The 25,618-nt window shown below is 57.8% G+C and carries 27 protein-coding genes and 3 pseudogenes; 11 read left to right on the forward strand and 19 right to left on the reverse strand.

Annotated features, from left to right (window positions below; all coding sequences use genetic code 11):
- Positions 1-5: 5 nt before the first annotated feature.
- The 9 genes from DXA70_RS05920 to DXA70_RS05955 form a co-directional block, all read right to left on the reverse strand.
- Positions 6-1,328 carry an MATE family efflux transporter gene (locus DXA70_RS05920; RefSeq protein WP_128117882.1) on the reverse strand — a complete coding sequence of 441 codons (1,323 nt, stop codon included), beginning with the start codon at positions 1,326-1,328 and terminating at the stop codon, positions 6-8.
- Positions 1,329-1,502: 174 nt separating this feature from the next.
- A complete protein-coding gene (locus DXA70_RS05925; protein WP_128117883.1) occupies positions 1,503-3,092 on the reverse strand; it encodes a hypothetical protein in 1,590 nt (529 codons plus the stop codon).
- A gap of 33 nt (positions 3,093-3,125) precedes the next feature.
- Positions 3,126-3,938: a hypothetical protein gene (locus DXA70_RS05930; protein WP_128117884.1), complete on the reverse strand. Its 813-nt coding sequence runs from the start codon at positions 3,936-3,938 to the stop codon at positions 3,126-3,128.
- Between the two features lie 16 nt (positions 3,939-3,954).
- Positions 3,955-4,245: a hypothetical protein gene (locus DXA70_RS05935; RefSeq protein ID WP_022256546.1), complete on the reverse strand. Its 291-nt coding sequence runs from the start codon at positions 4,243-4,245 to the stop codon at positions 3,955-3,957.
- Between the two features lie 67 nt (positions 4,246-4,312).
- Positions 4,313-4,756: a CpsB/CapC family capsule biosynthesis tyrosine phosphatase gene (locus tag DXA70_RS14210; RefSeq protein ID WP_243001142.1), complete on the reverse strand. Its 444-nt coding sequence runs from the start codon at positions 4,754-4,756 to the stop codon at positions 4,313-4,315.
- On the reverse strand, positions 4,669-5,067 hold the full coding sequence (locus DXA70_RS14215) for a CpsB/CapC family capsule biosynthesis tyrosine phosphatase (RefSeq protein ID WP_243001143.1): 399 nt from the start codon (positions 5,065-5,067) through the stop codon (positions 4,669-4,671). Before DXA70_RS14215 ends, DXA70_RS14210 begins: the two co-directional genes overlap by 88 nt.
- A complete protein-coding gene (locus DXA70_RS05945; protein WP_128117885.1) occupies positions 5,060-5,890 on the reverse strand; it encodes a CpsD/CapB family tyrosine-protein kinase in 831 nt (276 codons plus the stop codon). The genes DXA70_RS14215 and DXA70_RS05945 overlap by 8 nt, the downstream gene beginning before the upstream one ends.
- Positions 5,891-5,896: 6 nt before the next feature.
- Positions 5,897-6,571 (reverse strand): Wzz/FepE/Etk N-terminal domain-containing protein, encoded by a 675-nt coding sequence (locus tag DXA70_RS05950; RefSeq protein WP_243001145.1) that lies wholly within the window; start codon positions 6,569-6,571, stop codon positions 5,897-5,899.
- A 361-nt stretch (positions 6,572-6,932) separates the two neighbouring features.
- A complete protein-coding gene (locus DXA70_RS05955; RefSeq protein WP_128117887.1) occupies positions 6,933-7,592 on the reverse strand; it encodes a hypothetical protein in 660 nt (219 codons plus the stop codon).
- Between the two features lie 326 nt (positions 7,593-7,918).
- Between DXA70_RS05955 and DXA70_RS05960 the strand changes: the two genes are divergently transcribed.
- The 3 genes from DXA70_RS05960 to DXA70_RS14220 are packed head-to-tail and all read left to right on the forward strand — an operon-like array spanning position 7,919 to position 9,179.
- Positions 7,919-8,179, forward strand: a complete 261-nt coding sequence (locus DXA70_RS05960; protein WP_112114790.1) for a cation transporter — start codon at positions 7,919-7,921, stop codon at positions 8,177-8,179.
- Between the two features lie 29 nt (positions 8,180-8,208).
- A complete protein-coding gene (locus DXA70_RS05965) occupies positions 8,209-8,910 on the forward strand; it encodes a 2-dehydropantoate 2-reductase N-terminal domain-containing protein (protein WP_243001146.1) in 702 nt (233 codons plus the stop codon).
- Complete coding sequence (locus tag DXA70_RS14220; protein ID WP_243001148.1) at positions 8,883-9,179, forward strand: hypothetical protein; 297 nt, start codon at positions 8,883-8,885, stop codon at positions 9,177-9,179. Before DXA70_RS05965 ends, DXA70_RS14220 begins: the two co-directional genes overlap by 28 nt.
- On the opposite strand, the gene DXA70_RS13595 is transcribed toward DXA70_RS14220, so the two are convergent.
- On the reverse strand, positions 9,162-9,314 hold the full coding sequence (locus DXA70_RS13595; protein WP_158565138.1) for a hypothetical protein: 153 nt from the start codon (positions 9,312-9,314) through the stop codon (positions 9,162-9,164). The two genes, DXA70_RS14220 and DXA70_RS13595, sit on opposite strands and share 18 nt — an antisense overlap.
- Positions 9,315-9,735: 421 nt before the next feature.
- On the opposite strand from DXA70_RS13595, the pseudogene DXA70_RS05970 reads away from it, so the two are divergent.
- Positions 9,736-12,662, forward strand: a pseudogene (locus DXA70_RS05970) (acyl-CoA dehydratase activase).
- A gap of 3 nt (positions 12,663-12,665) precedes the next feature.
- Positions 12,666-13,997 (forward strand): 2-hydroxyacyl-CoA dehydratase, encoded by a 1,332-nt coding sequence (locus DXA70_RS05975; RefSeq protein ID WP_128117888.1) that lies wholly within the window; start codon positions 12,666-12,668, stop codon positions 13,995-13,997.
- A gap of 76 nt (positions 13,998-14,073) precedes the next feature.
- Here DXA70_RS05975 and DXA70_RS05980 read toward each other — a convergent pair whose 3' ends face one another.
- The 4 genes from DXA70_RS05980 to rpsF form a co-directional block, all read right to left on the reverse strand.
- Positions 14,074-14,811 (reverse strand): hypothetical protein, encoded by a 738-nt coding sequence (locus tag DXA70_RS05980; RefSeq protein WP_128117889.1) that lies wholly within the window; start codon positions 14,809-14,811, stop codon positions 14,074-14,076.
- A gap of 141 nt (positions 14,812-14,952) precedes the next feature.
- Positions 14,953-15,210 (reverse strand): 30S ribosomal protein S18, encoded by a 258-nt coding sequence (rpsR, locus tag DXA70_RS05985; protein WP_022256536.1) that lies wholly within the window; start codon positions 15,208-15,210, stop codon positions 14,953-14,955.
- A gap of 47 nt (positions 15,211-15,257) precedes the next feature.
- The gene (locus DXA70_RS05990; RefSeq protein WP_022256535.1) at positions 15,258-15,734 is read right to left on the reverse strand and encodes a single-stranded DNA-binding protein; all 477 of its coding nucleotides are present in this window, start codon (positions 15,732-15,734) and stop codon (positions 15,258-15,260) included.
- A gap of 30 nt (positions 15,735-15,764) precedes the next feature.
- A complete protein-coding gene (gene rpsF / locus DXA70_RS05995) occupies positions 15,765-16,049 on the reverse strand; it encodes a 30S ribosomal protein S6 (protein WP_112114795.1) in 285 nt (94 codons plus the stop codon).
- Between the two features lie 347 nt (positions 16,050-16,396).
- Here rpsF and DXA70_RS06000 point away from each other — a divergent pair.
- Positions 16,397-17,586: pseudogene (locus DXA70_RS06000) on the forward strand (cation:proton antiporter).
- 84 nt (positions 17,587-17,670) lie between these two features.
- Here the strand turns inward: DXA70_RS06000 and DXA70_RS06005 are convergent.
- On the reverse strand, positions 17,671-18,546 hold the full coding sequence (locus tag DXA70_RS06005; RefSeq protein ID WP_128117890.1) for a UTP--glucose-1-phosphate uridylyltransferase: 876 nt from the start codon (positions 18,544-18,546) through the stop codon (positions 17,671-17,673).
- Between the two features lie 44 nt (positions 18,547-18,590).
- Positions 18,591-19,559, reverse strand: coding sequence for an RING finger protein (locus DXA70_RS06010; protein WP_128117891.1), 969 nt, complete (start codon positions 19,557-19,559; stop codon positions 18,591-18,593).
- Positions 19,560-19,757: 198 nt separating this feature from the next.
- Between DXA70_RS06010 and prfB the strand changes: the two genes are divergently transcribed.
- Together prfB and DXA70_RS06020 are read left to right on the forward strand one after the other, a co-directional pair.
- On the forward strand, positions 19,758-20,879 hold the full coding sequence (prfB, locus tag DXA70_RS06015) for a peptide chain release factor 2 (protein WP_128117892.1): 1,122 nt from the start codon (positions 19,758-19,760) through the stop codon (positions 20,877-20,879).
- A 255-nt stretch (positions 20,880-21,134) separates the two neighbouring features.
- On the forward strand, positions 21,135-22,088 hold the full coding sequence (locus tag DXA70_RS06020; protein ID WP_128117893.1) for a hypothetical protein: 954 nt from the start codon (positions 21,135-21,137) through the stop codon (positions 22,086-22,088).
- 91 nt (positions 22,089-22,179) lie between these two features.
- On the opposite strand, the gene DXA70_RS15350 is transcribed toward DXA70_RS06020, so the two are convergent.
- The 3 genes and pseudogenes from DXA70_RS15350 to DXA70_RS14240 form a co-directional block, all read right to left on the reverse strand.
- A complete protein-coding gene (locus DXA70_RS15350; RefSeq protein ID WP_347553504.1) occupies positions 22,180-22,419 on the reverse strand; it encodes a DUF1653 domain-containing protein in 240 nt (79 codons plus the stop codon).
- Positions 22,420-22,440: 21 nt separating this feature from the next.
- Positions 22,441-22,578, reverse strand: a complete 138-nt coding sequence (locus tag DXA70_RS14235; protein ID WP_243001165.1) for a hypothetical protein — start codon at positions 22,576-22,578, stop codon at positions 22,441-22,443.
- A 124-nt stretch (positions 22,579-22,702) separates the two neighbouring features.
- Positions 22,703-23,005: pseudogene (locus DXA70_RS14240) on the reverse strand (DUF1836 domain-containing protein); the annotation flags it as partial.
- Between the two features lie 144 nt (positions 23,006-23,149).
- Here DXA70_RS14240 and DXA70_RS06035 point away from each other — a divergent pair.
- From DXA70_RS06035 to cls, 3 genes are all read left to right on the forward strand, one after another.
- On the forward strand, positions 23,150-23,989 hold the full coding sequence (locus DXA70_RS06035) for a DegV family protein (protein WP_128117894.1): 840 nt from the start codon (positions 23,150-23,152) through the stop codon (positions 23,987-23,989).
- Positions 23,990-24,063: 74 nt separating this feature from the next.
- Positions 24,064-24,465 carry a PLDc N-terminal domain-containing protein gene (locus tag DXA70_RS14245; RefSeq protein ID WP_243001152.1) on the forward strand — a complete coding sequence of 134 codons (402 nt, stop codon included), beginning with the start codon at positions 24,064-24,066 and terminating at the stop codon, positions 24,463-24,465.
- The gene (gene cls / locus DXA70_RS06040) at positions 24,375-25,604 is read left to right on the forward strand and encodes a cardiolipin synthase (protein WP_243001153.1); all 1,230 of its coding nucleotides are present in this window, start codon (positions 24,375-24,377) and stop codon (positions 25,602-25,604) included. The genes DXA70_RS14245 and cls overlap by 91 nt, the downstream gene beginning before the upstream one ends.
- Positions 25,605-25,618: the final 14 nt, after the last annotated feature.

Raw genomic sequence — 25,618 nt, forward strand, 5'->3', positions numbered from 1 at the left:
ACGTGTCAGACGCTCTTTTTGTAGACGATAAGGGAAACGATGGCGGAGAGCACTTCCGTGGCCCAGAACGCGTTCCAGACGCCCACAGGGCCAAACTGTCGGCAGAGCACCCAGGCCAGCGGCATGATGAAGACGATGTAGCGGCACAGGGAGATCACCAGCGACTGCGTGCCCTTGCCCAGACCCTCCAGCGCGCCGGAAGAGGTGGTGGAGATGGCGGAGATCACAAAGCCCAGGCAGATGATCCGCAGAGCAACTTTTCCGGCTTCCACCGTCTCCGGGGTAGAGGTAAAGAGCCGCATGAGAGGCTCCGAGGCTGCCAGACAGCCAAGGGTGCCCGCTGCCATGATGGCGGCGCTCAGGATGAGGGTGATCTGGTAGAGCTGGCGTACCCGTTTGTGCTCCCCGGCACCGTAGTTGTAGCCGATGAGGGGACGCATTCCCTGCACGATGCCGTTGGCGGGCAGGTAGAGGAATGTCTGTAGTTTGTAGTAGATGCCCAGCACCACCACATAGCTGCCCGAGAACGCGGCCAGCAGGCTGTTGAGGAACGTGACCAGCAGAGAGGGAAGCGCCAGATTGAGGATGGCCGGGATGCCGATGGAGTAGAGCCGGGTGTCCAGCTCTTTGTCCAGCTTCAGGCAGGCACGGCGCAGCCGGACGGGCAGCTCCGTGGAAGCGTACACCACGAGGTAGACACCAGTGCTCAGTGCCTGGCCGATACCGGTGGCCAAAGCCGCGCCTGCAATGCCCATGGCAGGGAACGGCCCGATGCCAAAGATGAGCAGCGGGTCCAGGATGATGTTGCCCACACAGCCCACGATGAGGGCTACCATGGTCACTTTCATCCGGCCCACGGACTGGAAGATCTTCTCAAAAGCCAGGGAGGCCATGTTGACCGTGGCAAAGCCAAACACGATGCGGGAATAGGTCAGGCCCATGGAGAGCACTTCGGCATCCGTTGTAAAGCGCCCCAGGAAAAACGGCATGATGGCAATGGCAATGGCCGAGCCGAGGATGCCGTGCAGCAGGGAAAACGCCATGCCGTGGGTAGCGGCCTGATCGGCTTTTTCGTGCTCCCCGGCACCCAGGCAGAGGGCCACCAGTGCATTGATGCCGATGCCAAAGCCGATGGCAATGGCGTTGAGCAGGTTCTGCACCGGGAAGACCAGCGAGAGGGCCGTCATGGCGGATTCGTTGATGCGGGCCACAAACAGGCTGTCCACAATGTTGTACAGCGAGTTGACCAGCATGGAAATGACATTGGGCAGCGCCATGGACATCAAAAGCGGGAAGACCGGGCGCTCTTTCATAAAGGTGTTGTTCACAGAAGAGATCTCCTTTCATCGGGTGGGGCTGCAGAGGTTTGGACGCAAAAAGCCACACAATGGCTTTTGCACCATTGTGTGGCGAAAAATAGCTTGATACTGTAAAAATCCACACGATATTTTAGGAGTTTTAGGATATCACAGCCGAGGCGATTTGTCAAGAGGGCCGAGCGCTCAATCCTGCATGGTCAGGTTGCCGCCTGCGGAAAGGCCCTCTTTCACGCCTGCATCGGTATAGCTGTAGGTGCCGCCTTTCCGCGCTTTGCCTGCTTTCCAGGTGCCGCGGTAGGTGGTGCCATTGGCCCAGGTGTAGGTGCCGCTGCCGTCCCGCAGGTCGGCGGCAAAGCTGCCGGAGAACTGATCCCCGTTGGCATAATTCACCGTGCCGGAGCCGCTGCGCTGGCCATCGGCCCAGCTGCCCGTGTAGGTGCTGCCGTTGGCATACTTCATGGTACCGGAGCCGCTGGGCTGGCCACCTGCAAAATTGCCGTCATAGCTGTTGCCGCTGGCGGCTTTCAGGGTACCTTTTCCCTCCAGCTTGCCGTCCGTAAAGGTGCCAGTATAGACATCGCCGTTGGGTTTGGTCAGGGTGCCAGTCTGCTTGGAGCCGTCCACCTTGCCCACAAACTTGCTGCCGTCGGCAAGGGTCAGCGTCTGGGTCACGTTTTCCGGGGCCGCGGAGCTGGCAGCAGCCTCCGAAGAAGCCGTGCTGGATGCACTGCTGGCCGAAGAAGCGGGCTTCTCCTCTTTTTTGCTGGAAGCGCTGGCGGCCTTGGAACTGCTGGCTGCACTGGATGCTACCTTGGAAGAAGCCGCGCTGCTGGCGGGCTCCTCCGGCTTGGTGGAGGGAGCGCTGGCCGGAGCTTCGCTGGCGGCGGGGGAGGAGGCAGCAGCCTCACTGGAAGAAGCTGCTTCGCTCTCTGCCGCACTGGAAGCGGCTTCACGTTCCGGTTCCGCGGCTTTGGAGCTGCTGGAAGTCTTGGTCGTTGCCGTGGGCAGGAAGAGCTCTTCCGCCGTCGGGGTGCCCCGCAGGGTGAACTGATAGGCCAGCAAGCCGCCCAGGAACGCAACCGAGAGGACAGCCACCGGGAGCAGGGGGCCAAGCTTGACGGATTTTTTCTGGGCCGTGGGTTTGTAGACCGCCTGCGGCCCCTTGGGTGCATCGACGGTGCGTACCTTGCTCAGGTCCAGCTGGCCTGCCTGCAGGGCGGGGGTGTCGTCGGTTTTTTCAGGAGTGTCATCCACCGCGATCTCGATTTTGGTGGCATCGACCAGAGCCGCCCGGAATGCCTCCAGCGACGGCCAGCGGTCGGCTGCGTTCAGAGCAAGGCCTTTCTGGAGCACGTTGTTCAGCGCGTCCGGGATGTCGGGCAGGGTGCGAAGCGCCGCACCGTTCAGCCGGGCTTTGGCCGCCATGGGCAGGTGGCCGCTCAGAGCGCCGAACAGGCAGGCCGCGACCGGGTAGACCTGAGCAGCCGGGGTGCGGGCACTCCAGGCGTTCCAAAACTCCCAGGGCAGCAGCTGCGGGTTGGCGGCATCGGCGGCGTCCCACTCTTTCAGGGAGTGGGGCTTACCGCAGGAGAGCACTTCCCGGGCGTCTTTGCTCAGTACGATCTGCTCCGGGCAGACATCTATATAGGTGGTTTCCGGGTCTGCCTGAGCCGAAATGGTTTGGATGGTCAGCAGCGTCAGGCGCACAGCGTCCTGCCAGGGCAGGGAACCGCCGTTTGCCGCAACGTGCTGCGAAAATGTGAGTTGTTCCACGCTGGTTCCTCCAAAGGGTGATCAAAAAGCGGCTCAGCCGTAAAGCTGGCTCATCAGAGCCGCCCGCCGGGCGCTCTTCTGGCTTTTGTAACTGCTCATGGCCTGGTCTGCCAGGGCGGTGCTCTGGCCGTTGGCCTTGAGCACCGAGCGCATCTGGCTCACAATGCGGTTGACCTCACTGTCGCAGGAGGCCTGCAGGGCCGAGAGCTGGCCGGCTTTGGACATGCAGATGGCAATTTTGCGGCTGCGGGTCTGCTGCTCCGGCGGCAGAGATTTATACTCTGCCTTGGCGGAAGCAATGCAGGCATTCAGGCCGCCTTCCGCCCGGCCTTTCACAGCATAGAGCTGCTGGACCAGTGCCTTGACTTCGCCCTCATAGGCGGCCTCCGAGAGGCTGGCATTGCCGGAAGCTCCGGTGCTGCCAGAGACAGCACTGCTCTGGGCGGGCGTTTCTGCATCGGCCTGTGCCTCACGGGAAACAGCGTCCGAAGAAGCTTCGCTCTCTGCAATGGCAGAAGCGGAAGTCTCGTCCGCAGGGGAGCGATTGGCCGCGCCGCCGCCCAGGGCGGCACCTGCCGTGGTGCCGACGGGCTCCACGGTGATGACGCCGGGCAGGTCGGCCAGTGCATCCAGGGTCAGCTCACCGCTGATGAGCTGGGAAAGTTCGGTATCCGAGATGGTGACCACCTCCCGCGTGCTGCTTTCGGCTTCCAGGATGGTCTCATCCAGCGGAGCCGTGCGGGCCTTGATGTAATTGCTCACCGGCACGAGCCAGAAGCCGATCACGGCAGCCAGAACCGCGCCCACAGCCAGAAGCACGAGCTGAAAAATTTGTTTCTTTTGCATATACGTTACTTTTTAATTAGCCCAGGTAGCCCTTAACGTCTCTCCAGATGTGCCAGAAGCCGTAGAAGTAGCCCAGGTGTGCAATGACACCCATGTCGTCCACGTTCTTGAACCAGTTGGCAATGGGAGTGAAAGAACTCTGCTTGGCGCTGTTCCAGATGGCGTTGCGGACGTCGCTCTTGACGGTGTCACGCAGGAAGTCGCCGATGAAGTAGTTGAACAGCTTCTCGTACTGAACATCGCCGCTGCCGACGATGTAGGTCTTTTCTTCTTCGGGAATGACAGCATAAGCAACAGGATAGTTCATAATAAAATTCCTCTTTTCCAAAGTTTGTGATAAAAATATCGGATTTTCAATCAAAGACAAAAGATGATCAAATCCACATGCCCAGCATCTTTTTGGGCTGGTGCGGGGAGATGATGTCCAGCTCCTGGTCGTCAAACAGCTCGTCACCGTTGCGGACGATCCGGTCGGCGATCTCAGTGCCCAGAGTCTTCTGCAGCATCTGGATGCCCTCCGCCATCCGGGGCGGGCGCTTGTCCGGGGAGTGGGTGTCCGTGGAGAGCACATGCACGAGCCCCCACGAGATGAATTTACAGAGCTTCTTGCGGAGCTTTGCATCTTGCAGCAGGGCCCCGGCGTTGATTTGCGCGTAAGCACCGGCGGCCACCCACTCATACAGCAGGGTGGGGTCGTCCAGCACATAGGGGTAACGCTCAATGTGCGCGATCAGCGGCAGGATGCCCTGTTCCTGCAAAGCGTACAGGGTCTGCTTGATAAAATGAGGCTTATGGGTGGTGGGAAACTCAATGAGCATGTAGCGGTGTCGCCCATGCAGAGGGCCTTGGCGTCCAGCTCACAGAGCTTGGGAGAAAAGTAAACTTCGCTGCCCAGCTTGAACCGGAAGTCCATCGGCTCTTCTTTCAGTGCCTCGGTCAGCCGCGCGTAGGCGGCGGCACGCTTTTCCAGAAAAGCTTCCACCGTGGTGCGCTCGCTGTTGAAATGGCTGGTGAACGCGATGTTGCGCACGCCGTCCTCATACTCCTTGTGGAGCAGCTCCAGCGAGACCGAGACATCTTTGGCACCGTCGTCAATACCGGGCAGGATATGGCAGTGCAGATCAGTCATGGTTCGTTACCCTTTCGGCTGGCTTTGCGTGCTTTCGCTTTTCCAAGCCTTGCGATGCCGCCGGATCCGTCTGGGAGGGGGTACCGTAGGAGTAGCCGTAGCTATAATAGTTGTAAGCGTAGTTGGAGCCCTTGAGCGCCGTCTTGGCGTCATAGCGGGTCAGCACGGCACCCAGCACTTTTACGCCGGTGTCTTTCAGCTTCTTGACAGCGGCCTCCACGGACTCGGCCGGGGCGTAGCTGGAACGAACAACAAACAGAGCACCGTCCACCTGATTGCCGATGACCGCCGCGTCTGTCACCATGGAGATGGGAGGCGCGTCAAAGATGACATAATCAAAAGTGGCGCGCAGCTGCTGGATCATCTGCTGCATCCGGGCCGAGCCCAGCAGCTCCGAGGGGTTCGGAGGGGGCGTGCCGGCGGGCAGGAACGTGATCTTGAACTGTTCCAGCCGCAGCAGAGCCTCTTCCAGCTTGCACTGGTTGGAGACAATATTGGAAACGCCTTTCACATTGTGACCGGCTTTCAGGTATTTGTGCAGCACGGGCTTGCGCAGGTCGCAGTCCACCAGGGCTACATTTTTGCCGTCTTCGGCCAAGGTCAGGGCCAGGTTGACCGAGACGTTGCTCTTGGCCTCTTCCGGCATGGTACTGGTGACCACAATGGCGCGGGCTCCGGTGGAGCTGGTCAGAAAGTTCAGGTTGGTGCGCAGGGATTTATAAGCTTCCACATACGCAAAGGGCATTCCTTTCTGGGAGATCAGCTGCAGGGAGCGCTGGCCGGGGTCAGAGTTTTCAATTTTCGGTTTGAACGGATTCCACATCTTACATCACACCTCAGGGATAAAGCCCAAAACAGGGAGGTCCAGCTTCTTCTGAACATCTTCGTCGTCTACAATGTAGTTGTGCAGCAGGTGGCTGACCACCAGCAGAGCGCAGGCCGCTACCATACCGGCCAGAGCGCAGAGCAGCATGGTTTTCTTGGTCTGGGGATAGACAGGCGTGGTGCCGATCTCCACGTCGCTCACTGCCTTGCAGGAGCCCGCCTCGACCTTTTCCACGATCACGTCCGGCGCGACCTCCGCGATCGTCTGCGCGATCTTGCCCGCCAGGCCCGGGTTCTCATTGGTCACCGTAATGGCCATGATCTGGGTGGAGTTGACGCTGCCCACCGTGATGTTGTCTGCCAGCTGGCTGTAACTCATGCTGAGCCCCAGCCGCTGGATGACATCGTTGAGCACGAGGTTGCTCTTGATGATGACTGCATAGGTGTCGATCATGTTTTTTGCCGAGGTGATGTTGTCGTTGCTCACGGTCGTCGTGTTATCCTGCCGGGTATTGACGATCATGTTGACGGACGCCTGATACCGGGGCGTCAGCGCGAACGTGCATACCAGAAAGCTGATCACCGCCGCCACAAGGCCCACCGCCACGATCTGCAGCACATGGCTCCACAAAAGCCGCAGCAGCTCGCTCAGGTCGATCACTTCTTCTTCCATTTCCATTTGTCTCATCGCCTTTCTCAGTTGAAATTACGTGGGAACATGCCTTTCGCCTCTCTAAAAATTGACGCAGAAAAACAAAGGCTCTAACACCCCATCTAATTTTAAACGGTATGTCCCCACAATTCAAGCAAAATTGGAAAAAAAACCGGAATATGCAAAAGATTGGCGAAATTTACAAACGGAAGTAAAACTCTGGCAATGATTTTGGAGCGGATACCGTGCAGGGGTGGAACAGAAACCTGACCGGAGTTGTAAAATGCGGCTGCCCGACAGGAACAGAATTTCTCCGGGCAAAAAAGGACCCCTGCAACGGGTACCGGGGATATTCCGGCACAAATTGCAGGGGAAACGCGTTCGGCGCTCAGCCGTAGAGTTTGCTGGTGAGGGAAGAGACCATTTCGCTCTTCTGGGCCTTGTAGGCAGCCAGTGCCTCGTCGGCCAGGGCGGTGCTCTGGCCGTTCTGGGTCAGCAGGGCGCGCATCTGGTTTACGATGTCGTCCACCTCTTTGTCACAGGAAGCCTCCATGGCTTTCAGCTCACTGGCCTTGCCCATCACGATGGCGATTTTGCGGCTCTTGGTCTGCTTGGCGGCAGGCAGAGCCTTGTACTCTGCCGTGGCCGACTGGATGGTGTTGTTCAGGCTGCTCTCGGCCCGGGCCTTGACGGCGTAGAGCTGGTTGATGAGAGCCTGCAGCTGCTGCTCATACTCCGGCAGGGCAGTGGTGCTCCCCGTGCCGGGGTCAGCGGCCTCGGCACGCTGCTGGGTCAGCTGCTCCAGCGTGGTGCTGCCGGAGACGAGTTCCTGCAGCTCGGAGGAGGTCAGGCTGCCCAGCACCTCGGTCTGCTGGCTGGCAGAGGGAGTCCCGGCGGAAGTGTCCTGCTGGGCGGTGCTCTGGGCAGGCTGCGTGGTTTGGGTGCTGCCCGATGCGGCGGAGCCGTCAGCCGTCTCGGAGCAGGCGGTTAGAGTCAGTGCCAGCACAGCGGTCAGTGCCAGCACGCAAAAACGATTGTTCTGTTTCATAAAACCCCTCGTAAGATCATATACGATAAAATGGAAGCGATTGCCCGTTTACTGTACCACATCTTCCTGCCCTTGACAAGAGACGATTTTTTACGCTGTGGAGCTGGATGCACCGCTTGCGCATTCCCCATCTCTGTGGTATGATAAAAGCAGAGATCAGGCTCTGATCCCGCCGCGGGGCGGCCGCTGCCCGGTGTGCTTCCGGACAGCGATTTGTTTGGTTTGCTGGTTAGCTTCTGCTAACAAAATGCCTAAATTTAAGCTGCTGCCTTTGTGCAATCTGCAAAAGCTGCGGCAGAGGCAAAAATTCTTGGAGGTTTCCTCAGATGATCGAGACGATTTTAAAAGTAGATGGCATGATGTGCGGCATGTGCGAGAGCCACGTCAATGAGACGGTCCGCAAGACGGCGGATGTCAAAAAGGTGACCTCTTCCCACACCAAGGGCGAGACGGTCATCCTCTCGGAGCAGGAGCTGGACATTGACGCCCTCAAGGCGGCCATTGCCGAGACAGGCTATACCGTCAAAGGTGCCCAGAGCCATCCCTATGAGAAAAAAGGTTTTTTGAGCTCGTTGTTCCATAAATAACCATCTTTCATTGCAGGAGGTGCGTTTCCATGAGGATCTTAGTGTACGGTGCAGGCGTGCAGGGCTGTGAGCTGGCCCACCGGCTGGCACAAAACGAGAAAAACACGGTGACTCTGCTGGCGCGGGGCGAGTGGAAAGAGCGGATCGACCAGAAAGGCCTCACCATCCGCCACTGGGCCCAGCTCAAAACGACTGTGGACCGTGTGCCGACCATTGAAACGCTGGCCCCGGAGGAAAGCTATGACATCGTGTTTGTTACGGTGCAGGCAGGCCAGCTGCCGGAGATCCTGCCCGTCCTCAAGCAGAACAAGAGCGAGTTTTTTGTGTTTGTGGGCAACCAGCCCCATGCTCGCTCTGTCCTGCAGGCCATGCAGCGCCCGGCGGATAAGATCGCATTCGGCTTCCAGAACAACGGCGGACGTCGGGAGAACGGCCAGGTCATCAGTATCCACGCGGGCATTGGCATGACGGTAGGCGGCGCGACAGCGCCGCTGTCCGGTACATTCCGCCAGCGGCTGCAGGCGGCGTTTGCGGGCGTCAAGTACAAGCTGACGTTCTACAGCGATATGGACGAGTGGCTCAAGTGCCACCTGGCCCTGATCCTGCCGGTGTGCTATGTCTGCTACGCCTGCAATGGCGACCTGACCAAGGCCACCGCCGAGCAGCGCAAGCTCATGCTCGACGCGGCGTGGGAGGCTGCAGGATGCTCAAGGCGGCAGGCGTCCCGGTAAACGACGCGGAGAACACCAGCTACTACGAGGCCTGCACCCCCGGCCGCAAAAAGATGGACAGAATGATGCTGATGATGACGAAAACGCCGCTGGGCCGCCTGTGTGCCAGCGACCACGCCATGCATGCCGTGGAAGAGATGCACTACCACGATGAGGCGTTTGAGGCCATCCGTGCCACTACCCGGACGGCGATGCCTGCCTGGGACACCCTGCGCAATGAGATGCCCAGCTGGAAGACCTTGCTGCTGCGGTCAAAGCATCGCGTATAAAAACTCAGAACCACAAAAGGGCAGGCCGCGCGCCTGCCCTTTTTGAGCGTTGCGGAAAAACGGGGAAAACTGTAAAATAAAAAGTCGATTCGTTTCCATGCGCTTGGCCGCACCCGCGCCGAAGAGGGCTGCCATTGCCAGACTGCCGAGAACACCACCCGGAGGATCGTCCCATCAAGATCTTTCATCTTTCTTCACCAAATCTTAGCCAGCAAAAATTTCAAAAAGAACCCGCTTTATGTTAAAGTATAATCAATGTGGGCAGGAAAGTTTCGCTTGGAACGATGCAAGAAGCGGATGGTAAAAATCCTTTGCCAAAATGCCGAAAAATGGGTTGCCGCTTTTGGCAAATTCACAAAATGTTTAACTTTTTGCATCGAAATTACTATTTTTAACGTGTAAAATAAACCCTGCGGATTGAATGTCCCGCCTATTTGGTTTATAATACCCCCGTATGCGGGCCGGAGAGTGTTTCTTCGGCTCCTCCCTGTTTTTTGCCCCTGCACGCATCGGGGCAGGGCAGGGGAGCACGATCCTTCAAGGAGGAAAAACAACTGTGAGAGTAGGTCTTGACATCGGCAGCACCACCATCAAGTGCGTGGTGCTGGATGAAAACGATGCGCTGGTGTATTCGACATACGAGCGACACTATAGTCATATTCTGGAAAAGGCGCAGGAACTGCTGCGCCGCATGGATGCCGAGCAGCTGCACGGGCAGACCGCCCTGCTCAGCATCTCCGGTTCGGCAGGCATGGGCCTGGCCGACAGCTGCAAGGTGCCCTTTGTGCAGGAGGTCTTCTCCACCCGTGTGGCTGTCAAGCGGTTTGTCCCCCGGACGGACTGCGTGATCGAGCTGGGCGGCGAGGATGCAAAGATCCTGTTCCTGACCAACGGCACCGAGGTGCGGATGAACGGCAGCTGTGCCGGCGGCACGGGTGCGTTCATCGATCAGATGGCAACTTTGCTGAAAATGAGCGCCGACGAGATGAACAAAGCAGCCGAGCAGGCACAGCGTACTTATACCATCGCTTCCCGCTGCGGCGTGTTTGCCAAGAGCGACGTCCAGCCCCTCATCAACCAGGGTGCCCGGACGGAAGATATCGCGGCCAGCATCTATAAGGCAGTGGTCAACCAGACCATTGCCGGCCTGGCACAGGGCCGCCCCATCCAGGGCAATATCCTGTATCTGGGCGGGCCGCTGACGTTCAGCACCGTGCTGCGCAAGAGCTTTGATGAAGCGCTGGGCGTAACGGGCACCTGCCCTGAGAACAGCCTGCTGTATGTGGCGCTGGGTGCCGCCCTTTACGCGGATAAGGCGTTCAACCTCTCGGAGGTGGCCAAGGCGCTGGATGAGTACGCCGCCACGGCCACCTATGCCAGCGAGCCGCCCCTCTTTGCCAACAAGGAAGAGTACGAGGCGTTCCATGCCCGGCACATGTCCCATAGCGTGCCCAGGGTGCCGTTCAGCGCCCAGTGCGGCCCGGTGCATATCGGCATCGACTCCGGCTCCACCACCGTCAAACTGGTGGTCGTGGACGAGAAGAGCCAGATCCTGTATACCAACTACCAGCCCAACCTCGGCAACCCGCTGCCTCTGATCCGGGAGCAGCTGCTCAAAATTTACAAGGAGCACCCGGGCCTGCAGGTGGCCAGTGTGACCACAACCGGCTATGGCGAGGAACTGGTGAAAAACGCGTTCCGCTGTGATTACGGTCTGGTGGAAACGGTGGCCCACTTTACGGCCGCCAAATACTTTATGCCGGATGTCGATTTTATCATCGACATCGGCGGCCAGGATATGAAGTGCTTCAAAATCGAGGATGGTGCCATCAGCAACATCTTCCTGAACGAAGCCTGCTCTTCCGGCTGCGGCAGCTTTTTGCAGACCTTTGCCCAGGCGCTGGGGTATGACGTCAAGGAGTTTGCCGCTCTCGGCCTGTTTGCAGACCGCCCCGTGGATCTGGGCAGCCGCTGCACCGTGTTTATGAACAGCTCGGTCAAGCAGGCCCAGAAAGATGGCGCTTCCATCCAGAACATTTCGGCCGGTCTGTCCATCAGCGTGGTCAAAAACGCGCTGTACAAGGTCATCCGCGCTTCCAGCCCCGAGGAGCTGGGCCGGAAGATCGTGGTGCAGGGCGGTACGTTCTATAACGAAGCCGTCCTCCGTGCCTTTGAAAAAGAAATGGGCGTCGAGGTCATCCGCCCCGACATCGCGGGCCTGATGGGCGCTTACGGTGCGGCACTGTTCGGTCTGCGCCAGAGCAAAAAGAACGGCAAAACGGTCTCCGATATGATGAGCCAGGCCGAGCTCAAGAACTTTGACCAGAAAGTGGTCAGCGTCAAGTGCGGCGGCTGCGGCAACCACTGCCAGCTCACCGTCAATACCTTTGCCGATGGCCGTAAATTCATCTCGGGCAACCGCTGCGATAAGCCGGTGACGGGCAAGAGCGAGGACAACAGCCTCAACCTCTACGCCTACAAACAGCAGCTTCTGGCCAGCTACAAGCCGGTACCCGGCAAGCGCGGCTCCATCGGCATCCCGCTCTGCCTGGGCTTCTATGAGCTGCTGCCGTTCTGGTACGCGTTCTGGACCAAGCTTGGCTTTGCCGTCCACACCAGCCGGTGTCCAGCCGCGGCCTCTATCTGGCTGGTCAGGCGACCATCCCCAGCGATACGGCCTGCTTCCCGGCCAAGCTCAGCCACGGCCACATCAAGGCCCTGAGCCAGATGCAGCTGGATGCCATCTTCTACCCCTGCCTGACCTACAATGTCGATGAGGGGCTGGGGGATAACCATTATAACTGCCCCGTGGTGGCTTACTACCCCGAGGTTCTGGCAGGCAACTGCCCGGAGCTGGAGGGCAAGAAGTTCATTTACGATTACGTCGGCATCCATCGCCCGAAAGATTTCGTCCACAAGATGGCGAAAAATGTTCTGCCCAAGTACTTCGGCGGCATCTCGGAGAAAGAGGTGCAGGAGGCAGCCGATGCAGCCTACGCCGAGTACGAGGCCCACATGGCAAAAATTCGGGTCAAGGGCAGCGAGATCATTGACGAAGCCCGCCGTCAGGGCAAACGGATCATCGTGCTGGCGGGCCGTCCGTATCATGTGGACCCGGAGGTCAACCACGGTATCGACCACCTCATCACCCGCCACGGCGCGGCAGTGGTCACCGAGGACAGCATTTCCAACCGGGTGGAGAAATTCCCCACCAGCGTCCTGAACCAGTGGACCTACCACAGCCGCCTGTATGCAGCGGCCAAGTACTGCACCACCCAGAAAGACATGGATCTGGTGCAGCTGGTTTCGTTCGGCTGCGGCGTGGACGCCATTACCACCGACGAGACCCGCGAGATCCTGCAGGAGGGCGGCAAGCTCTATACCCAGCTCAAGATCGATGAGATCACCAACCTTGGCGCGGTCAACATCCGCCTGCGCAGCCTGTTTGCTGCTCTGGATGAGCGCGATGAGGACAGGAGATAACCTATGGAACATCAATATCCAAAATTTACCCCGGAGATGAAGAAGACCCATACCATCCTCATCCCCAACATGGCCGTCACCCAGTTCCGGCTGCTGAAATATGCACTGGAATACGATGGCTACAAGTGCGAGATCCTGGGCAACTGCGGCAGCGCCGTGGCACAGCTGGGCCTGAAGTACGTCCACAACGATACCTGTTACCCGGCGCTGCTGGTCATCGGCCAGTTCCTGGATGCCCTGAACAGCGGCAAATATGATCTCGAACATACGGCCCTGCTCATCACCCAGACGGGCGGTGGCTGCCGTGCTTCCAATTACATCCACCTGCTGCGCAAGGCGCTGGTCAAGGCAGGCTACCCGGAGATCCCGGTGGCCAGCCTGAACTTCTCCGGCCTGGAGAAAGACAGCGGCTTCCAGATGACTCTGCCGCTGGCCCGCCGCGCGCTGGCCTGCATCTTCTATGGCGATATGCTCTGCGCCCTGCGCAACCAGACCGCCCCCTATGAGAACGAAAAGGGGAGTGCGGACAAGCTGGTGGACAAGTGGGTGGAGCGTCTGGGCCGTGTCCTGCTGGCCGGCAAGGGCTTTACCGCCAAGGAGATGAAGCACACGTTCCCCCTCATCGCCCGCGAGTTTGCGGCCATCCCGGTTACCCGGGTGCCCAAGGTCAAGGTGGGCGTGGTCGGTGAAATTTACGTCAAGTACAGCCCGCTGGGCAACAATGACCTGCAGAAGTTCCTGGAGAGCCAGGACTGCGAAGTCAACTTCCCGGGTCTGATGGGCTTTGTGCAGTATTGTGCCTTTAACATGGGCGAAGATCATGTTCTGTACGGCGGCAAACTGGGCACCAAAGTGGTCATTGACCAGTTCCTCAATTATCTGGACAGCATTGAGCGCTCCATGCTCAAAGCCACGGCAGACGCCGGTTTCTACGCTCCCGGCCCCTTTAAGGAGCTGGTGGAGAAGCCCAAGGGCGTTATCTCCCTCGGTGCCAAGATGGGCGAGGGCTGGCTGCTGACGGCGGAAATGATCGAGCTGGTGCAGGGCGGTTACGGCAACATCGTCTGTGCCCAGCCGTTCGGCTGCCTGCCCAACCACATTGTGGGCAAGGGCATGGTCAACAAGATCCGCGCCCTGTATCCTGCTTCCAACATCACCCCCATTGATTACGACCCCAGCGCCACCAAGGTCAACCAGGAAAACCGCATCAAGCTGATGCTGGCCGTGGCGAAGGAGCGGCTCAACAATCCGGTACAGGAGCCCGTCAAGCCCCTGACCGCGGAGGAGCTGGCAGGCGGCGCGCCCCGGCTGAGCCACGAGACGGCAAACGTCTGAGAAAGAGAGAGCACCAAAAGAGCAAAGCCGCCCGGCGTAAAAACCGGGCGGCTTTTGTAGTGTCAGAATCAGGCGATTACTGGAAATACGGATGCTGGTAGGGTGCAGGCTCCGGACCGCAGTAGAGGCCGTAGGCGTCGCAGATCCAGTAAGTGTCCCCCACAGGCACACGGCACCACTGGTGGCTGTACTGGTTCTCGTTGACATGCTCGTAGGGGATGCCCAGCACATTCAGGCAGAGCCCGGTGGCACGGGTGCAGCCGGCACAGGAGGCAGAGCCCAGCACAAAATAGCCATAGGGATCATTGTAGTGGTCGGCGTCGTCCATGGAGTAGCTCATGCCGCTGTCAAACCGTTCCCGCAGGGCCGCGGCAATGTAGGTCAGCTGCTCTTCGCGGCTACTGAGAGCTACGGGCAGCACCAGATTAACGGCTTCCTGATAGGCGGCCTGGTACTGCTCATCGGTCATCTTCTTTTTCAGGCTCTTGTAATTGGCTAGATCCTTGAGGGGGACAGGGGACCATACCAGCGCGATCTGCTCATTCGTCAGTTTCAGGCTATCACCGGCCTTCCCCCGGGCCGAGGGTTTGCGGCCCTCCGCCTGGCCGCTGGAAAGGTAATGCCGGAGCAGGGAGGCCTCGTCGGTGCCGCAGGCGGCCGCAACGTCCGGGTTGGCTTCCGCGTAGTAGGCCGCATCAAAAGCAGAGGCCGCACAGGCTCCCACGCCCAGCTGGGCGGCCAGCAGCAGGGAGAGCCCAACACCGCCGCGCGGCGGAAATGAGAAGAAAGCTTCATAAAAATTCCTCCTTTGCAAAATACCGCAAAATAAGCTTCTGAGCTCAGTATACCATAAAAATGGCAAACGAAAAAGCCCGTTTTCCTGTGTCGGCAGGAAAACGGGCTTTGCTGATTGCTGATTATTTTGAAAGGGTTGGTTGATTTTTTAAATCAAAGATTAGTCGCTGACGTAGGGCATCAGAGCAACGTGACGAGCACGCTTGATAGCCACGGTCAGTGCGCGCTGATGATAAGCGCAAGTGCCGGTAACACGGCGGGGAATGATCTTTGCACGCTCAGAAACGTACTTACGCAGACGGGGCACGTCCTTGTAATCGATGGTGTCGATGCGATCGACACAGAAGCTGCAAACCTTCTTGCGGCCGCGGCGGATGGGGCGTGCGGGGCGAGAGCCTTCGGTTCTTTCAAAAGCCATTGCTTATTACCTCCTGTTGGATTTTTTACGGTAGACCGTTTTGTGTGTTAGAACGGCAGGTCATCGCTGTCATCAATCACAGCGAAATCATCTGCACTGCCGGACGAGTAGCTGGGAGCAGCCTCCACAGCAGCCGGACGGGCAGGGGCCTGGTTCTGGTAGGACGGAGCAGCGTTCTGATAGCTGCCGCCGCCTTGATTGTTGCTCTTGGGGCCTGCAAAGCTGATGTTGTTGGCAACGACCTCCACAGCGGTACGGTTGTTTCCGTTCTTATCCTGATACTGGCGGGTCTGCAGAGAGCCTTCAATGGCAATCAGACTGCCTTTCTGGAAATACTTGGAGACAAACTCGGCCTGCTGACGCCATGCGACGATGTCGATAAAATCGGCCTGACGCTGTTCACCCTGGCGGGCGAAGTTGCGGTCACATGCAATGCGGAAGCTGACCACATTGATACCACTCTGGGTGGTGCGGAGCTCAGGGTCGGCCACAAGGCGGCCCATGATGGCAACAACATTCAACATAATACGGACTCCTTTTTGGTCACGAAAAGATTACTCCTCGTGGGCAACGATCAGGCTGCGCATAACGCCTTCAGTGATCTTGTACACACGGTCCAGCTCAGCGGGGAAGCTGGGCTCGCTGGTGAAGTTGATCACGGTGTAGACGCCTTCCTCCTCGTCGTTGATGGGGTAGGCCAGACGGCGCTTGCCCCACTCGTCGATGGAATCGATCGTACCGTTAGCCTCGATCAGGGACTTGAACTTACCGACCAGAGCGGAAGTTGCCTCCTCGTCGAGAGCGGCGCTGGTAATCAGCATGGTTTCGTACTTTGCCATTTTGTAGCACCTCCTTTTGGACTTGAGGGCCTCAGGGTCCTGAGGCCAAGGGTACACGGAGCGCGGCATCGCGCTCCGTGCGGCGTGTCTGTTCAGACAGCAATTTATTATAGCAAGTGCGGACGGAATTGTCAAGCGTTTTGCATCATAATTTTGCATAAAAATAGGGAAACCTGCACGATGCAATTTTTAGCTGCCTTTTTGCCGGATTTTTTGAAATTTGTTTTGATTTTAACAAACAAAAACGTTATAATAAGGAATCAGCAGGGCAGGGAGGAGTGGTGCTCCACCGGCGCGCGGCCGGGCTGCCCTGCCAGAGTAAAAGTGTGTGAAAGAAGGTTAAATCCATGTATTCTGTCTTCCGGAACCTCGCCATCATCATGATCAGCGCCAAGTTTTTCGGGTTGGTGGCCCGCAAATGCAAAGCGCCGCAGGTGGTAGGCGAGATCATCGCGGGCCTGCTCATCGGGCCCTGTCTGCTCAACCTGGTGCACACCAGCGATACCATTGAGATCTTTGCGGAGATCGGCGTGGTGCTGCTGATGTTTACCACGGGCCTTGGCACCAATTTGAAAGAGCTGCTGCGGGCCGGCCCCATTGCGACCCTCATCGCCTGTGTGGGCGTGGCGGTCCCGCTGGGCGGCGGTACGCTGCTGTACAGCCTGTTCTACGGTTTTTCTGCCGTGGGCAGCCCGGAGTTCTATAAGGCACTCTTTATCGGTACCATCATGACAGCCACCAGCGTGTCCATCACAGTGGCTACCCTGCAGGAGCTGGGCCATTTGAAGAGCTTTCTCGGGACCACCATCGTCAGTGCCGCTGTCATTGATGATGTCATCGGCATCGTGGTGCTGACCTGTGTGCTGGGGGCCAGCTCCGGCACGGGCACAGGCCTTGGCAAGGTGCTGCTGAACACGGTGCTTTTCTTTGTAGCAGCCATCATCATTGGTTTGGTGTGTCACCGTGCCATGAAGTGGTTGGACAACCGCAACCCCCACACCCAGCGTATCACCATCGTCAGCATGGCGTTCTGCTTTGCGATGGCCTATATTGCGGAGCAGTATTTCGGCATCGCGGATATCACGGGCGCGTACATTGCAGGCATCGTGCTCTGCTCCATTCAGGATGCCTCCTATGTGGAGCGCCGGGTGGATATCAGCAACTACACGCTGTTTGCGCCAGTCTTCTTCGCCAGTATCGGCCTGAAGACCGATATCAGCGCCTGACGGCAGAAATCCTGCTGTTCAGCGTCTGTTTTGTGGTCATCGCCCTCATCACCAAGATCATCGGCTGCGGTCTGGCCGCAAAGCTCTGCCGTTTCAGCTGGGGCGATTCCCTCAAGGTGGGTGTCGGCATGATGACCCGCGGCGAGGTGGCCCTGATCGTGGCCCAGAAAGGCCTGGAGGTCGGCGTGGTGGACCCGGTCTATTTCACTGCCGTCATCCTGCTCATCGTGGTCTCCTCGGTTCTGACGCCGCTGGTGCTCAAGGTCCTCTTTACCAAAATGCCCCCGCAGCCCCACCCGAGCCAGGCATAACAGAAGCATAAGAAGAAGCATAAGAAGAAGCATAAGAAAAAATCCTCCGACCTGTGTCGGAGGATTTTTTCGATATCAGAAATTTTACAGCGTCTTGCAGAACTCTTTCAGGTAAGCGCGGAATGCCTCGCCGATCTCCGGGTGCTGCAGGGCCAGCTCTACCTGAGCCTCCACGACCTTGAGCTTGTTGCCCATGTCGTAGTGCTTACCGGTGAACTCCACTGCCGTCATGCCGCCGTGGTTGCGGGCGTACTCGGCCATGGCGTCGGTCAGCTGGATCTCGCCGCCGGCACCGGGCTTGGTATTGGCGAGAATGTCATAAATCTCCGGGGTGAGCAGCACGCGGCCCAGGATGGAGTAGTTGCTGAACTCCTGGCCCTTTTTGGGCTTCTCGATCATGTCATCCACAAAGAAGTAGTTGTCGTGGATGGGGGTGGTCTTCAGGCTGCAGTAGCGGCTCACATCGGCCCAGGGCACCGCGCTGACACCGGCACAGGGGCGGCCAAACTCTTCGTAAGCACGGATGAGCTGGGCGCAGACCGGGTCTTCGCCCCAGATGACGTCGTCGCCGTAGATGACCACGAACGGATCATCGCCCGTAAAGGCTTTGGCGACGCTGACAGCGTGGCCGAGGCCGAGAGTCTGCTTCTGGCGGACAAAGTAGATGTTGGCCATGTTGGCAATGCCAAGGCACTCTTCCAGCATCTTCTCCTTGCCAGGAGCGGCCAGCTTTTCCTCCAGCTCAGGGCTGCGGTCAAAGTGGTCTTCAATGATGCTCTGGTTGCGGCCCAGGATGATCAGAATATCGGTGATGCCAGAACGCACGGCTTCCTCCACCAGATACTGGATGGCAGGCTTGTCCACGATGGGGAGCATCCCCTTGGGCATTGCCTTGGTGGCGGGGAGCACGCGTGTGCCCAGACCCGCAGCCGGGATGACGGCTTTCGTGACTTTTTTCATGATTTGGACTCCTTCACAATTCTCTATAATGCGCAGCTGAGATCTCAGCCGGAAACGATGTCAAGCAGGGCCTGCATATTGGGTCCAAGCAACAGGGTGAAAGCGCTGCCCAGAACGAAGAGCAGAGCCAGGCTGCCAAACACGGCGGCCAGGCTGGTGCCGCCCTGTGCGCTAAGAACGGCCCGACGCTGCTCGGCATCCGGAAACTCGTTCTGGATGCGGCGGATGCGGGCGGCCGCGCTCTTGCGGTAGAGCCATTTGCCGTACATGCCCCGCAGCACCATCAGCAGAAAGCCCAGGAACGAGCACACCCGCGAGAGCATCAGCAAAGCCGAATTGCTCAGGCCGGGAGAGAGGCTGCTGCCGGTGATCTGCAGCATATCAATAAAGTAAGGGGCTGAGAGCAGCAGCTCGGCAAACAGGAAACCAAAGGCGGGCTTCCATGCCTTGCGGTAGAAGAAATAGAACGGGCCGAACAGCAGAGCGGAAAAGCTCATGGCGATCTTGCTGTGGGTCAGCTCCATCCGGCTGTAGGTCGTCATGTAAGACGGAGCCGAGCGGCCGATGTAGGCATTCCAGTCCTTGCAGGAGATGCCGTCCATCTGCTCTTCCTTGCCAAAGGCGGCCTGATAAGCCTCCTTGAGCGGGTCGGGCACATTGCCCTCCTCAAACTGGCGGTAGAAGCTGGCATAATCAAAATCCTGCTCTTCTTCAGCGCGGTCGTTGGGCTGCTCCGCACCCTCCGGGGGCAGCTTGGCCCCGCAGCAGCGGCAGTGTTCTTCGCTGCGCAGGGTGCGCTCGCCACAGCTGGGGCAGGTGCGCAGCTCATTTTCCTGGTACGGGAATTTCCATTCGTACCCTGCTGCGTGGGCCGGGCTGTGGATGCAGCGGCCCAGTTTCTCATAACAGGTGCGGTGATAAGGCGCGCCGCAGTCGGGGCAGACAACGATGTCGTCCCGGAGGGTGAGCGGTTGGCCGCAGCCCTCACACGGGCAGCCATAATATTTCGGCATAAGTTCCTCCCATAAAATAAGGTAGTTGCTGTTATTATACTCCCCCAAAAGGGAAAAGAAAAGGTGAAAATCTTCAAATTTCCAGCATGATAGTAAATTTTCCCCTTTACTTTACCATGGATTCTCGGTATACTAATGAAGTATCTGTGTATAAACTGTATCTTTTACCGGTTTCAATATATAGGAGAGGACTAGACCATGATTACCACTGACGAACTGAAAGTGCAGCTGGCCGATTACGGTACCGCTGTCAAGGATCTGGAAGAGGCTCTGGCCATTGATGCTTCCCGCAAGCGTGTGCAGGAGCTGGAGCATACCATGTCCCGCCCCGGCTTTTACGATGACGCCGAGCTGAGCAAAAAGGTGTTTGACGAAGTCGGCGACCTGAAAGGCAAGCTGAACCGCTTTGAAAAACTGCAGGGCCTGTACGACGACGCCGAGACCATGCTGGTGATGCTGGACGAGGAGTACGACCCCGAGATGGTGCCCGAGGCGGAGGAAGCTGTCAATGCCGTGGGCAAGGCTGTGGACGAGCTGCAGCTGATGACCATGCTGAACGGCGAGTATGACCACAGCAACGCCATCCTGACGTTCCACGCCGGTACCGGCGGCACCGAGGCACAGGACTGGGCCGAGATGCTCTACCGTATGTACAACAAGTGGGCCGCTGCCCATGGCATGAGCGTGGAAGTGCTGGACTATCAGGACGGCGACGAGGCCGGCATGAAGAGCGCTTCCATGATGGTCAAGGGCGCAAACGCCTACGGCCTGCTCAAGAGCGAGAACGGCGTCCACCGTCTGGTGCGCGTCTCTCCGTTTGACGCCAACGCCCGCCGCCAGACCAGCTTCGCCTCGCTGGAAGTGATGCCTGAGCTGGACAACACCATCCAGGTGGACATCCGCCCCGAGGACATTGAGATGCAGGTCTACCGCTCCTCTGGTGCCGGCGGCCAGCACATCAACAAGACTTCTTCCGCAGTCCGTCTGATCCACAAGCCCACCGGCATCGTGGTCAGCTGCCAGACCCAGCGCAGCCAGTTCCAGAACCGTGACTACGCCATGGAAATGCTGAAAGCGAAGCTGTATCAGATCGCAAAGCAGCAGCACATGGACAAGATCGAGGACATCAAGGGCGTCCAGAATGAGATTGCCTGGGGCCACCAGATCCGCAGCTATGTCTTCATGCCCTATACCATGGTCAAGGATCACCGCACCAACTACGAGACCGGCAACGTCGATGCCGTGATGGACGGCGACCTCGACGGATTCATCTTCGCTTACCTGAAAGCCGCTTCCCGTGGCGAGCTGCAGGACACCTGATAGCGTCCTCGCCCTCTCCGTCTGCTTCGCAGACACCTCTCCCAAAGGGAGAGGCAAGAACGTCCCGGCAAGCCCCTTGGCTCTCCCTCTGGGAGAGCTGGCGCGTCAGCGCCTGAGAGGGCGAGCAATCTAAAAATTAGCAAAGGCACCCACCGTTTCACGACGGCGGGTGCCTTTTTGCTTGCAAAACACATCGGGATAAAGTATAATGAGCTTGGGATAGCTTGGCAATTTTATTATTTGGAGGTGTTTTGCATGAAAAAGAAATTTGCGGCGATTCTCTGTACATTTGCTCTTCTGGCAACGTGCTTGTGCTTTTCTGCATTTGCGGCGGGAAAACCAAGTATCGAACTGATGTCTCTATATGCAACTTGGAACAGCAATCGTGTGTACGCCCCTAAAATATGTTTTCGCGTGAATTCTGCGAAAACCATCAAGTACGCGGACTGGTACATTACGGCTTACAATCGTGTTGGAGATAGGATTTCAGATGATGTATTGGGCGCGACTAAAAAATTGACGGAGATAGGGCCGCTCACGACATTTTCGTTGCAAAGAAGTTCGGAGTATCCGCTAGAGACTCAATATGATGCATCAGAGGATAGCCCGTTTCGTCATTATAAAAGAGCTCCTTATAAAATTGCTATTGGTGATGATGTTTGTTGGGTTTTTCAAGATGAGTATGATAACTTTTTCGTTTGTCCGAGCGGAAATAGCTCGAATGAATGTGTTTATCTGAGCGAAGATGAAATCGTTAATGCAATGTTTGATTATGATGTTGCAGAATTTCCGGATATTGCTTGGTATAGCAGAGTAGTTGATTATTTACAAGTAGATAAAGTGGTACTTACTTATATAGATGGAACAACAGAGACCTTGACGAATGTTGATTCCAAGTATCGCGATATGTCTCTGCAAAACCCGCCTTTCGTCCAGCAGCTTGCCCAGTATCAGGCAGTGTACAACTATCAGGACTACCTCAATTGTAACCCGGATTTGGCGACGCAGTTTGGCGCAAACCAGAAAGCGCTGTTTGAGCATTTTGTAACGCAGGGCATGAAAGAGGGCCGGCAGGGAAGCGCAGAGTTCAATCTGAATGCCTATAAAGCGAATAACCCTGATTTGGTTGCTATGTTCGGTGACGACAACGTGAAATATTACGAACATTTCATTTCTTCGGGCAGGGCTGAGGGCCGCGTGGCCGTCTGAGAGGATTTCCTGCGACCTGTAAGAAAATAGAAAAAACGGAAAACGCACTCGTGTGGGAGAATCACTCCATCACACGAGTGCGTTTGATTTTTTAGTGTCCCGCTTTGCTGGGAATCTCCTGCAACTCAAAACGGTACTCCTGCGGGCAATCCGGGTACTTTTCTTGATCCACCTTGCTCAGAAACATCTCCAGCGAGCGGAGCCAGAGCCCGCCGTCGCCGTAAAGCTTGCGATAAATGACAAACGGGCCCCAGTCTCGGAATCGTTGGCGACCCCCTCCACCAGATAATAGTCCCCTTTGAAGTGGCGGTATACCCGCCCAATCTGCAATTCACGCATGAGCAAAACTCCTTTAGGTCAGGTCTGCCAGAATATCCGGCCAGAGAGCTTCTTCCTGCCGCTGGGCCGCGAAGAAACAGTCCAGATACATTTTGTTGGCAGCGGCCAGAATGGTGCTGCGGAGGAGCCGTTTCTCGGTGGCGGCATCCACAGCGAGGTCCCGGATGGTATTGCGCGCCCGAAAACAAAGGCAGGCAGTTTTCCATCTCGTCGCAGAAGTAGTTGTAGGCTTCCTCGGCGGTGCAGTGCGCGCGCTGCATCTGGAACAGCGCGTCGATGTTTTCCATCGAGAGCACGGTCTTGGAAACCGCAATATACATGAGAGAAGCAAGCTGCTCCCGGGTATACTTCTTTTTGACGGGGTGACTGATGATGCCTTTCTTCACATAGTTGCTCACCATGGAGGGGGTGAGCTCCACCCCGGGGAAATCCCGGAAATAGCCGTTGATGAACTGGACGGTCTGGTCCAGATACAGCCCCACCTGGGGCAGGTCACTGTACCGGGGCAGGGCAAAGCCTGCGGCACAGGCCGCAACGCGGCGGTTCAATTCCTGTTTCATGCTGCCAGTATAGCGCATTTTAAAATGAGGGTCAACGGGAAAACAAAAACTTTTTAAATAATTTTTGAAATCTGTTGACAGGTTTTTGAAAAACTGATATAGTGTTTTTACAACCAGAGAAAAAAGCGGCAGACGTCCGCTTGTAAGATAGGGAGAATTGCTATGAAAACCAAGATCGTTGTGGACTCGGCTTCCAGCCTGTACGCATTGAAAGGTGTGGACTTTGCCTGCGTCCCGCTCAAGATCATCACGGACGATGCCGAATATCTGGACGATGGCACGCTGGATACTGTGGGCATGGCCCGGACCCTGCGCACCTATAAGGGGAAAACGTCTACTTCCTGCCCCAATGTCAGCGATTGGCTGGCCGCCTATGAGGGGGCCGATGAGGTCTATGCCATCACCATCACGGGCACTCTCTCGGGCAGCTACAATGCCGCCCAGCTGGCGGCGGAGGAGTACCAGCAGGAGAACCCCGGCAAGCGGGTGTTCGTGCTGGACAGCCTTTCCACCGGCCCGGAGCAGTACCTGCTGGCGGAGCACCTGCAGAGCGAGCTTGCCGCCGGGCACGAGTTTGACGCCGTCTGTGAGGAGATGCTGCGCTACCACAAGCACACCCATCTGCTCTTTTCGTTGGAATCGCTGGCCAATCTGGCCCGCAATGGCCGGGTGAAGCCCGCCGTGGCCGCTGTGGCGCGGATGCTGGGCATCCGGGTCATCGGGCAGGCGAGCGAGATCGGCGAGCTGGATGTTCTCTGCAAGACCCGCGGGGAACACGGTGCTCTGGAGCGCATCGTGCTGGAGCTCAAGGACCACGGCTACAACGGCGGCAAACTGCAGATCTCTCACTGCGACAACCCTGCGGCGGCCGAGCGCCTCAAGCACATGGTGCAGGCGGTCTTTGACGGGGCTAAGGTAACGGTGACGCCCTGCGGCGGCCTGTGCAGCTACTATGCAGAGCTGGGCGGCCTGCTGGTGGGCTATGAGGACGGCGAAGCCTGAGCTTGATAAAACGGGAAAAACGCGCTATACTATCTTCATTCCAAAGAAACTGACCGGGGAGAGAGGTGGCGCGGATGTTCTTTCGACTGCCGATCGTAAAATTTTTCAGCAGACTTCTCAACAGGGCTACCATTACGGTGGCCCTTGTTCTGTTGCAGGCGGGCTGGCTGCTCTGGGCGTTCAGCTACCTGACCACAGGCCGGATATGGGTCAATGCGGCACTCCGGCTGCTCAGTCTGCTCATCGTGCTGTATCTGGTCCGCAAGGATGAGGACAGCTCTTATAAGATCATCTGGATCGTTCTGATCGGTCTGCTGCCGCTGCTGGGCGGAGCCTGTATCTGGTATTTGGCAACAAAGCACCCTCCAAAGGGATGCGCCGCCGGATGCAGAGCGTGGAGAAAGCCCACACGGGAGATCTGGCCCAGCAGCCCGGGCCGGCGCGGCAGCTGGCGGGGGATCATTTTTCCGGCCTGAGCCGCTATGTGGCCCGGTACGGTCCGTTCCCGGTATGGGATAGGACACAGGCGCGGTATTTTTCCTGCGGAGAGGCCATGTACCCGAAGCTGCTGGCCGATCTGGAAAAAGCCAAGAGATTCATCTTTCTGGAATACTTCATTGTCCGCTCCGGCAAAATGTGGAGTGGCGTGGAAGAGATTTTGATGCGCAAGGCCGCGCAGGGGGTGGATGTCCGCCTGATCTACGATGATTTTGGCAGTCTTCTGGGCCTGCCCAAGGATTTCGTGGTCCGGATGGAGCGGCATCACATCCGCTGCATCCCGTTCAACCCGGTGGTGCCGCTGGTCTCCGTGGTGATGAACCACCGGGATCACCGCAAGATCGTGGTGGTGGATGGCAGTGTGGCCTACACGGGCGGCGTCAACCTGGCGGATGAATATATCAACGCGGAAAAACGCTTTGGCTACTGGAAAGATGCCGCCATCCGGCTGGAAGGAGCCGCCGCCTGGAATTTTACGGTCACATTCCTCAACGTCTGGAACGCGTTCCGCCCCAGTGAGACGGATTATACCCCCTTTGCCCCAACGCCGGAGCAACTGCCCGAGACTTCGGACGGGCTGGTGCAGCCCTACGCGGACAGCCCGCTGGACGAGGAAAACATGGCTGAGACGGTTTATCTGAACATTCTGGCCCAGGCCAAGCGCTATGTCTATCTCTATACGCCCTACTTCTCCGTGGGGCAGGAGCTGCTGGGGGCCATGAAAGGCGCGGCCAAGCGGGGCGTGGACGTCCGGCTCATCCTGCCCGGCATCCCGGACAAAAAGCTGGTCTTCCGGCTGACTCGCTCCTACTATGTGCCTCTCCTCCGGGCCGGGGTGAAAATATACGAGTACACGCCCGGTTTCCTCCACGCCAAGTGCTATGTCAGTGACGACCATGTGGCCGTGGTGGGCAGCATCAATATGGATTACCGCAGTTTGTTCCTCCACTTTGAGTGCGGCACCCTGCTTTACCGCAACAGCCAGATCCTGGCCCTGCGGGACGATGCCCTCAACACCCTGCGCAAATGCCGGGAAGTGCAGCTCTCGGACTGCCGAACCAACCTGCTGGGCACCCTGCTGGACAGTGTGCTCCGCCTGCTCAGCCCCCTGATGTGATTCGGTTGGATTCT

This window comes from Faecalibacterium sp. OF04-11AC (assembly GCF_003460645.1).
Taxonomy (GTDB): domain Bacteria; phylum Bacillota; class Clostridia; order Oscillospirales; family Ruminococcaceae; genus Faecalibacterium; species Faecalibacterium prausnitzii_I.

Coding starts and splice junctions, on each gene's coding strand:
- cls (WP_243001153.1), top strand. CDS start 24,375: ATGCAGAGCGTGGAGAAAGCCCACACGGGAGATCTGGCCCAGCAGCCC.
- rpsF (WP_112114795.1), bottom strand. CDS start 16,049: ATGGCAAAGTACGAAACCATGCTGATTACCAGCGCCGCTCTCGACGAG.
- DXA70_RS06010 (WP_128117891.1), bottom strand. CDS start 19,559: ATGCCGAAATATTATGGCTGCCCGTGTGAGGGCTGCGGCCAACCGCTC.
- rpsR (WP_022256536.1), bottom strand. CDS start 15,210: ATGGCTTTTGAAAGAACCGAAGGCTCTCGCCCCGCACGCCCCATCCGC.
- DXA70_RS05945 (WP_128117885.1), bottom strand. CDS start 5,890: ATGTGGAATCCGTTCAAACCGAAAATTGAAAACTCTGACCCCGGCCAG.
- DXA70_RS06005 (WP_128117890.1), bottom strand. CDS start 18,546: ATGAAAAAAGTCACGAAAGCCGTCATCCCGGCTGCGGGTCTGGGCACA.
- DXA70_RS05950 (WP_243001145.1), bottom strand. CDS start 6,571: ATGGAAATGGAAGAAGAAGTGATCGACCTGAGCGAGCTGCTGCGGCTT.
- DXA70_RS05965 (WP_243001146.1), top strand. CDS start 8,209: ATGAGGATCTTAGTGTACGGTGCAGGCGTGCAGGGCTGTGAGCTGGCC.
- DXA70_RS14245 (WP_243001152.1), top strand. CDS start 24,064: ATGTTCTTTCGACTGCCGATCGTAAAATTTTTCAGCAGACTTCTCAAC.
- DXA70_RS05990 (WP_022256535.1), bottom strand. CDS start 15,734: ATGTTGAATGTTGTTGCCATCATGGGCCGCCTTGTGGCCGACCCTGAG.
- DXA70_RS13595 (WP_158565138.1), bottom strand. CDS start 9,314: ATGGCAGCCCTCTTCGGCGCGGGTGCGGCCAAGCGCATGGAAACGAAT.
- DXA70_RS05930 (WP_128117884.1), bottom strand. CDS start 3,938: ATGCAAAAGAAACAAATTTTTCAGCTCGTGCTTCTGGCTGTGGGCGCG.
- DXA70_RS14210 (WP_243001142.1), bottom strand. CDS start 4,756: ATGCTCATTGAGTTTCCCACCACCCATAAGCCTCATTTTATCAAGCAG.
- DXA70_RS05955 (WP_128117887.1), bottom strand. CDS start 7,592: ATGAAACAGAACAATCGTTTTTGCGTGCTGGCACTGACCGCTGTGCTG.
- DXA70_RS05960 (WP_112114790.1), top strand. CDS start 7,919: ATGATCGAGACGATTTTAAAAGTAGATGGCATGATGTGCGGCATGTGC.
- DXA70_RS14220 (WP_243001148.1), top strand. CDS start 8,883: ATGCTCAAGGCGGCAGGCGTCCCGGTAAACGACGCGGAGAACACCAGC.
- DXA70_RS05975 (WP_128117888.1), top strand. CDS start 12,666: ATGGAACATCAATATCCAAAATTTACCCCGGAGATGAAGAAGACCCAT.
- DXA70_RS06020 (WP_128117893.1), top strand. CDS start 21,135: ATGAAAAAGAAATTTGCGGCGATTCTCTGTACATTTGCTCTTCTGGCA.
- DXA70_RS06035 (WP_128117894.1), top strand. CDS start 23,150: ATGAAAACCAAGATCGTTGTGGACTCGGCTTCCAGCCTGTACGCATTG.
- DXA70_RS14215 (WP_243001143.1), bottom strand. CDS start 5,067: ATGACTGATCTGCACTGCCATATCCTGCCCGGTATTGACGACGGTGCC.
- DXA70_RS05935 (WP_022256546.1), bottom strand. CDS start 4,245: ATGAACTATCCTGTTGCTTATGCTGTCATTCCCGAAGAAGAAAAGACC.
- prfB (WP_128117892.1), top strand. CDS start 19,758: ATGATTACCACTGACGAACTGAAAGTGCAGCTGGCCGATTACGGTACC.